8 protein-coding genes are annotated in these 7,205 nt (G+C 69.5%); 5 read left to right on the forward strand and 3 right to left on the reverse strand.

Going from position 1 to position 7,205, the window contains the following annotated elements:
• Positions 1-267: MerR family transcriptional regulator (locus tag STRTUCAR8_RS00495; protein ID WP_044471394.1), on the reverse strand; the 267-nt coding region annotated here is incomplete at its 3' end.
• A 140-nt stretch (positions 268-407) separates the two neighbouring features.
• On the opposite strand from STRTUCAR8_RS00495, the gene STRTUCAR8_RS00500 reads away from it, so the two are divergent.
• The 4 genes from STRTUCAR8_RS00500 to STRTUCAR8_RS53125 all read left to right on the forward strand — a co-directional run bounded on the left by STRTUCAR8_RS00500 (position 408) and on the right by STRTUCAR8_RS53125 (position 4,049).
• Complete coding sequence (locus STRTUCAR8_RS00500; protein ID WP_078507066.1) at positions 408-998, forward strand: sigma-70 family RNA polymerase sigma factor; 591 nt, start codon at positions 408-410, stop codon at positions 996-998.
• Between the two features lie 116 nt (positions 999-1,114).
• Positions 1,115-1,990, forward strand: coding sequence for a PhzF family phenazine biosynthesis protein (locus STRTUCAR8_RS00505; RefSeq protein WP_006373389.1), 876 nt, complete (start codon positions 1,115-1,117; stop codon positions 1,988-1,990).
• A 230-nt stretch (positions 1,991-2,220) separates the two neighbouring features.
• Positions 2,221-3,006 carry a carbonic anhydrase gene (locus STRTUCAR8_RS00510; RefSeq protein ID WP_006373386.1) on the forward strand — a complete coding sequence of 262 codons (786 nt, stop codon included), beginning with the start codon at positions 2,221-2,223 and terminating at the stop codon, positions 3,004-3,006.
• A gap of 863 nt (positions 3,007-3,869) precedes the next feature.
• On the forward strand, positions 3,870-4,049 hold the full coding sequence (locus tag STRTUCAR8_RS53125; RefSeq protein WP_199791658.1) for a hypothetical protein: 180 nt from the start codon (positions 3,870-3,872) through the stop codon (positions 4,047-4,049).
• Positions 4,050-4,066: 17 nt separating this feature from the next.
• Here STRTUCAR8_RS53125 and STRTUCAR8_RS00525 read toward each other — a convergent pair whose 3' ends face one another.
• Positions 4,067-4,954: an SCO2400 family protein gene (locus STRTUCAR8_RS00525; protein WP_006373388.1), complete on the reverse strand. Its 888-nt coding sequence runs from the start codon at positions 4,952-4,954 to the stop codon at positions 4,067-4,069.
• A gap of 246 nt (positions 4,955-5,200) precedes the next feature.
• Positions 5,201-5,770: a TetR/AcrR family transcriptional regulator gene (locus tag STRTUCAR8_RS00530; protein WP_006373385.1), complete on the reverse strand. Its 570-nt coding sequence runs from the start codon at positions 5,768-5,770 to the stop codon at positions 5,201-5,203.
• Between the two features lie 311 nt (positions 5,771-6,081).
• On the opposite strand from STRTUCAR8_RS00530, the gene STRTUCAR8_RS00535 reads away from it, so the two are divergent.
• Positions 6,082-7,104, forward strand: coding sequence for a DNA-directed RNA polymerase subunit alpha (locus STRTUCAR8_RS00535; protein ID WP_006373391.1), 1,023 nt, complete (start codon positions 6,082-6,084; stop codon positions 7,102-7,104).
• The last annotated feature ends 101 nt before the right edge of the window (positions 7,105-7,205 follow it).

Consider the following 7,205-nt stretch of genomic DNA (forward strand, 5'->3'; position numbering starts at 1 on the left):
GGCGCGGGCCGCCTCGGCGGGCGGCACACCGGCGGACGTGAGCCGGCACATCGCCTCCAGCACGGCCACATCCGGCGGGGCCCATCGGCGGTGGCGGCCGTCGGGGCGGATGGCGGGCCCGATGCCGTAGCGCTGGTCCCAGGAACGCAGCGTGGTGGGCGACACCCCCAGCCGGCGGGCCAGCGCGCCGGTGGTGAGACCGGTCGTGACGCCCTGGGGTGCCGGCTCGATCCGGGCCACCGCCCCGTCACCCGAAGTGCCGTCCATGGGCCGACTGTACGACCCCCGCCACCCATACGACGCACAATCGATGCGAGTTGCTCCCCTCTGCCTGGGCCTCGGACGATGACGGAACCGCCGTACGCCGGATCGCGGCGGCCAATCAGGTCCCGCACGAGGAGCCCGTCATGAACATGTCCGAGTGCACCGCTCCGGCCGACGCGCCCGCCGTGTCGCCGGACGACGAGGAGTTGGTCCGGGGCCTCGTCGCGGGCGAAGAAGCGTGCCTGGCGGCCGTGTACCGGCGCTGGTCGGCGCTGGTGCACACCCTGGCCTGGCGCTCCCTGGGGGACGCGAAGGAGGCCGAGGACGTCACCCAGCAGGTCTTCCTCGCCGTGTGGCGCGGTCGGCGGGGCTACCGGCCGGAACGCGGGCCGCTCGCCGGGTGGATCGTGGGCATCGCCAGGCACCGGATCGCCGACGCGATGGCCGCCCGCACCCGCCGCTGCCGGCCGCTCGCCACGGCGGACAGGTGGCCGGCGCTCGCCGATCCGGTGGACGACCGGCTGGAGGGGGCCCTCGACCGGATGGTGGTGCGCGCCGAGATCGCCAAGCTGGCCTCGGCGCAGCAGCGGGTGCTGCGGCTCGCCTTCTACGAGGACCTCAGCCAGAGCCAGATCGCCGAGCGCACGGGCTGGCCGCTGGGCACCGTCAAGAGCCACGCACGACGCGGGCTGTACCGGCTGAAACGCGAGCTCGAAGTCGCCTTCGACGCGTGATCCGACGCGGAAGCGTCGCGACGACCCGCGCCGTCGGCCGTCGGAGCCCGGAGGTGGTCCGTCGCGGCGACCGGTGCCCGGGAACAGCAGCGGCCCCGCCCCGTGTTGCGGCAAGCATGACGACCAACACACCGAGGCCCGAGGTGCTGCGCTACACCGCCTTCTCCACCTCACCCGCCGGCGGAAACCCCGCAGGCGTTGTCCTGGACGCCACCGGCATGGACGACAGCGACATGCTGGCCATCGCCGCAGACCTCGGATACTCGGAGACCGCGTTCCTGACCGCGCCGCCGGAGAGCCTCGGCAGTAAGGACAGCAAGGCGTACGGCATCCGCTACTTCAGTCCCCGGGCCGAGGTGCCGTTCTGCGGACACGCGACCGTCGCGACCGCCGTCGCACTCGCCGAGCGACAGGGCCCCGGAGAGCTGGTGTTCGCGACGCGCGCCGGAATCGTGCCGGTGGTGGTGGCCGAGGAGGGCGGGACCCTCCGCGCCACACTCACCAGCGTCGAGCCACGGATCGAGGAGATCACCGACCCCGACCTCACGGAGGCCCTGGCCGCGCTCGACTGGCCGGCCCTCGATCTCGACCCGGCCTTCCCGCCCCGTATCGCCTTCGCCGGCGCCCGCCACCTCGTTCTCGCGGCGGCGACACGCGCCCGCCTCGCGGATCTCGCCTACGACTTCGAGCGCCTCGACGCCCTGATGCAGCGCTTGGACCTGACCACGATCCAGTTGGTGTGGCGGGAGTCGGCCACCGTCTTCCACGTCCGTGACCCGTTCCCCGTCGGCGGCGTGGTGGAGGACCCGGCGACCGGCGCGGCAGCCGCCGCGTTCGGCGCGTACGCCCGTGAGCTCGGCCTGGTCCCCGAGGACACCGTCCTCACCCTGCACCAGGGCGAGGACCTCGGCCGCCCCGGCGAACTCACGGTGACGCTGCGCGCGGGCGACCCACGCGTCCGGGTCGGCGGCGCCGGAACACGCATCGGCTGAAACGCCTGCCATGACGGCCACGTAAGCGGCGGCGGCGACAACTGCTGCCGCCGGTAAGGGAGTTGCTGCGACCCCCTCGGGTGGCGGGGCGCCGAGCACCTCCTCGTACGCGAACCGGATTCGAGTTCTGGCCAATGAATTCTCCCGAAGCCGTCAAGAATGGTTCAGTGTTTGATCATGATTCAGCAACCCGTACGGGGGTGCGCCCGGTCGGACATACGTTCCCTTCCGTGAACTCTCAAGCAGCACCCCACACTGCCGTCCACCCGCAGCGGACGGCATCCGTCGCCCCGGTCTCCGGCGCGACACCCCCCGCTCGGCGCTCTCTTCTGCGTGCCGCGCTCACCGGAACCGCGGTCCTCGGCACCGGCCTGGCCGTCGGCGTCGAACCCGCGGTCGCCTCGCCCTTCACCCCCGCTCCGCGAAAGCGGCCCACGACTGCCGAGGAGGCCCTGCGGGAGCTGTCCGAGGGCAACCGTCGCTGGCGCACCTTCCGGCAGCAGCATCCCGACGAGTCCCCCACCGTCCGGCAGGCGCTGACGACCAGTCAGCACCCCTTCGCACTGGTGCTCGGCTGCATCGACTCCCGGGTACCTCCGGAGATGGTCTTCGACCAGGGCCTCGGCGATCTCATGACCATACGCAGCGGGGGCCAGGTCCTCGACGAGGCCGTGCTCGGCTCCCTCGCGTACGGCGTGCTCGAACTGGGGATCCCCCTGCTCATGGTGCTCGGCCACCAGTCGTGCGGGGCGGTGAAGGCCACGGTCCAGGCGGACCAGTCGGGCGAGCGGCTGCCCGCCCACATCCAGTACCTCGCCGACCAGATCACCCCGGCCATCGATCGCGGCAAGGAGGGCGACGCGCGCGTCGACGCGACGATCGACGCCAACATACGGCTCATCCGGGCGCGGCTCGCAGCGGAGCCCGACCTCGCCGCCAAGGTGGACTCGGGCGCTCTGTCCATCGTCGGCGCCCGCTACGAGCTGACCACCCAGCGAGTGCACCGCATCAGCTGACGTACGCGGAGAAGTCGGCCTCGGGGGACGGCCCCGGAGGCCGACTTCCGCCGTTTCCGCTCACCGCCCCGTACCCGGCCCCTCGGGTGGCCTGTAGGGTCCAAGAGGGGGGTGATCATGGCTGATCGTGGCTGGTACGACGACAGTGACCATGACGAGGCGGTCCAACGGGCCCAGCGGGCAACGCGGTTCGGCTGGGGAATGATCGCCGGGAGCGTGGGAGCGCTTGGCTGTGCGGTGCTGGCCATGGCGGTCGTTCTTGTAGCCGCGGTTCTCGGGGGACTGTACGTGGTGATGTCTATCGGGAGGTAGCCGTCGGCTGAAATCGCGATGTACTCCATGGCGGTTCGCCACTAGGGCGGCGCCCGTGTCGACGAACGCCCGGCCCCCGTCCGCGTATACCCCGTTGAACGTGCGGGTGCACACGCCCCGGCTGTCCCTGCTGGGGGCGACGGAGCAACTTCTGGAACGTCTGATTCCGACAGTGGGCAGGGGGGCACCGAGGCTCCCTGGCCCTTCGACGATCCGATGTCTCTCTACAAGGAGGGGCCGGAGCGCGAGTGGGCCTGGCCGCGAGGGGTGTGGGCCGGCCGCGGCCGGGTCAGCGCCGGCTTCTGGCGCCTCTACTTCGTGGTGGTCGTCGACGGTGAGCCGAGAGGTGTGCAGGACCTGATCGGCTCCGACTTCGCCACGTTCGGAACGGTCTCCACATTCTCCTGGCTCAGCCCCGACGTCCGGGGCGGCGGGCTGGGAAAGGAGATGCGGCAGGTGGTGCTGCGTCTGGCTTTCGCCGGGCTGGGGGCTCTCGTGAGGCGAACAGTGACGCGTTCGCCGACAACCATGCCTCGAACCGTGTCTCCGCAGTGGTGGGGTATCTGCCGAACGGCGTCACCTGGGACACCAGGCGCGGCGAGCCGGTGGAGATGAACCGCTGGAGGCTGACTCGCGAGCAGTGGATCGAAAAACGGCGCGACGACATCGAACTCGTCGCTGTTGAGGACTGTCTGCCCGTTCTCGGGATCCAGCCCTCACCACGCGACTGAACAGCTCACCCACGGGATCAGGTGATGCACACCAGCCCGAGCAGACAGATCCCCGTTGGCGACGACGCGGACGAAGAAGAGGAAGCCGGGGGATCGGACGGCGAGGGCGTCGCCGACGATGTGTCCGTGGCCGTGTCTGTGCCCGACGTGCTGGTGCTGGTGCTGGTGCTGGTGTTGTCGGTGGCTGCGGGTGCGGGAGTGGACGCCGTCCCTGCTGCCGTGTCCGTGGTGTCGGACACGGTGGAGGCCACCGCTGACACGTCCGAGTTCACCGCCGTGAGGGGACTCGTGACGTTTTTCTGCTGAACCGTCCGTGTCTGTGTCTGTGTCTTCGGCCTGGCCTGGGGCGCGGCGGCGGCCTGTTCGCGCGGCGTGCCGGTCGTGGCGAACCGGTCGGCGGCGGGGGAGGAGGCGTGCCTCGCCCGATACGAGTCGGTCGGCGTCGAGGAAACCGGAGTGGGGTCCGTGACCTGCTCCTCGGCTGCCCCCATCACCTCCCGGTCCGGCGCGGACGCCGCCTGGGTCCGGTCCGGGGCCTGGCGGTTCACCGAGGCGACGGTCATGCCTCCGCCGACGAGCGCGACCGCGGTGGCGACCAGGGCCCTGCGCTGTGTCTTCTTCCAGCGCTCCCGTTGCCGGCGCCGTGCCGCCCGACCCGTAGGGGTGGGGGAGGGAGCGTCCGGGCCGTCGTACGGGCGCTCCTGCGGCACCTGGCCGAGATCCTCGGCGACGGAATCCACCTCGCTCCACAGGTGGCCAGGGTCTTGCACGGCTGGTGAGGCCGCTACGGAAGACGGTGCGGGCGTTCCGTCGGCGAGAGGAGCGATGTCCGGGGCGTACGCGCCGCATCCGGGACACACAAGGGCGCCGTTGAGATGCCGACGACACGTGGAGCAGTAGTCCATCTACGGTCTTCCTGTGTTCACTTTCGCACGGGTGAGCGAGCCGTGAGCAAAGGTAGCGACCCTTTCGATAAAGTATGTGCAGCCTGTGTGACGCTCCTGCGCAGATGCATCCGGGGCGTGACGGCTACGAGATACCTCTGCGTACCTCTCCCGCTGTTTGCATGCATTTGTCGGTGTACGCGCGAACGCGGTCAGTCACATCGGTCGTGGGGTCTGCTCGACGAGTCCGTTCGAAAGGATTCGAAGTCAGCTCACGCCTGCCGTGTCGAGCAAAGTGGTCACGGTGGGGGTGATGAGTCCGGAGAGTTCGTCGGCTCCGATTCCCGCGCGGCCGCTGGCTCCGTCGAAGACCAGGCTGAGCTGCCGGGCCAGCAGGTCGGGGTCGTTCGCCCCGCCCTGTTCGGCCTCGGAGCGGAAGAAGGCTGTCAGGTCGGACTTGATCCGGTGGGCCACCTGGCTCGCGGGGTGACTCTGGTCCTTCAGTTCGATCTGGACAGCCAGGTAACGGCAGCCGTGGAATTCCGGTGCACCCGCCTGTGACTCCATCCGCTCGAACACGTGCAGGATCCGCTCCCGGGGAGAGCGGCCGGCGTCCGCCGCGGGCAGGAGGGTCGCCTTGAAGGCGGAGGCGCGCTCCCGCAGGCTCGTCGCCAGCAGTTCGTCCTTGCTCTCGAACAACTGGTACAAGGAGCGTTTCGACACACCCGCCGCCTTGCACAGGGCCTCGACGCCGATGCTGACGCCCTCCGAGTAGGTGAGTGCGGCCGCCGCCTCCAGCAGTCGTTCCCTCGTGCTTGCCTTCACTTCGGTGGTCATACAGGGAGGTTAACCGATATCGACGCGCCAGAAACCGATCGGTTTCTGGCGTGCGGCGGCTCGCGGTCCGGGCTGTGGCGATCAAGGGGCGGGAAGGGATTTCGTCGCCGTCAGCCGTACCCGGACTGCTGTTCGGTCAGGGCCCGGAACGCCTCGTGCGCGGCGGAGGGAAGAGAAGCCCGTAGGCTCTCGTTTAGTTGGGAGACTGGCCGTTCGGGTTTACGGAGACCGTATCGCCCGAACCGCCCGTACCCTTCATTAGTGTCTACGGCGTCACATAACGGGCGCCAAATCACTGGAGGCAACACCCCGTGCTGATTGCTCAGCGTCCGTCCCTGACCGAAGAAGTAGTCGACGAGTTCCGCTCCCGGTTCGTCATCGAGCCCCTGGAGCCGGGCTTCGGCTACACCCTCGGCAACTCTCTGCGCCGTACGCTCCTCTCCTCGATCCCGGGTGCGGCGGTCACGTCCATCCGCGTCGACGGCGTTCTGCACGAGTTCACCACCGTGCCGGGCGTCAAGGAGGACGTCACCGACCTGATCCTCAACATCAAGCAGCTCGTCGTCTCCTCGGAGCAGGACGAGCCGGTCGTGATGTACCTGCGCAAGCAGGGCCCGGGTCTCGTCACCGCCGCCGACATCGCGCCGCCGGCCGGTGTCGAGGTGCACAACCCCGACCTCGTCCTCGCCACGCTCAACGGCAAGGGCAAGCTGGAGATGGAGCTGACCGTCGAGCGCGGTCGCGGCTACGTCTCCGCGGTCCAGAACAAGCAGATCGGCCAGGAGATCGGGCGCATCCCGGTCGACTCGATCTACTCGCCGGTTCTCAAGGTCACGTACAAGGTCGAGGCCACGCGTGTCGAGCAGCGCACCGACTTCGACAAGCTGATCGTCGACATCGAGACCAAGCAGGCCATGCGTCCCCGTGACGCCATGGCGTCGGCCGGTAAGACGCTGGTCGAGCTGTTCGGGCTTGCCCGTGAGCTCAACATCGACGCCGAGGGCATCGACATGGGCCCGTCCCCGACGGACGCCGCCCTCGCCGCCGATCTGGTGCTGCCGATCGAGGAGCTCGACCTCACCGTCCGCTCGTACAACTGCCTGAAGCGTGAGGGCGTCCACTCCGTGGGCGAACTCGTCGCCCGCTCCGAGGCCGACCTGCTGGACATCCGCAACTTCGGTGCGAAGTCCATCGATGAGGTCAAGGCGAAGCTGGCCGACATGGGCCTGGCACTGAAGGACAGCCCTCCCGGATTCAACCCGACCGCAGCTGTCGACGCCTTCGGCGCGGACAACGACGCGGATGGTGGATTCGTCGAGACCGAGCAGTACTGAAGGCTGCGCTCCGACAACCGTCACCCCGGTCTCGACCCGGGCGTGCGGATCGGCGCGGATCTTTCATGAGGTGCACCCCGGGCAGACCGGGGTGCCCCGCC

This window comes from Streptomyces turgidiscabies Car8 (assembly GCF_000331005.1).
Taxonomy (GTDB): Bacteria; Actinomycetota; Actinomycetes; order Streptomycetales; family Streptomycetaceae; genus Streptomyces; species Streptomyces turgidiscabies.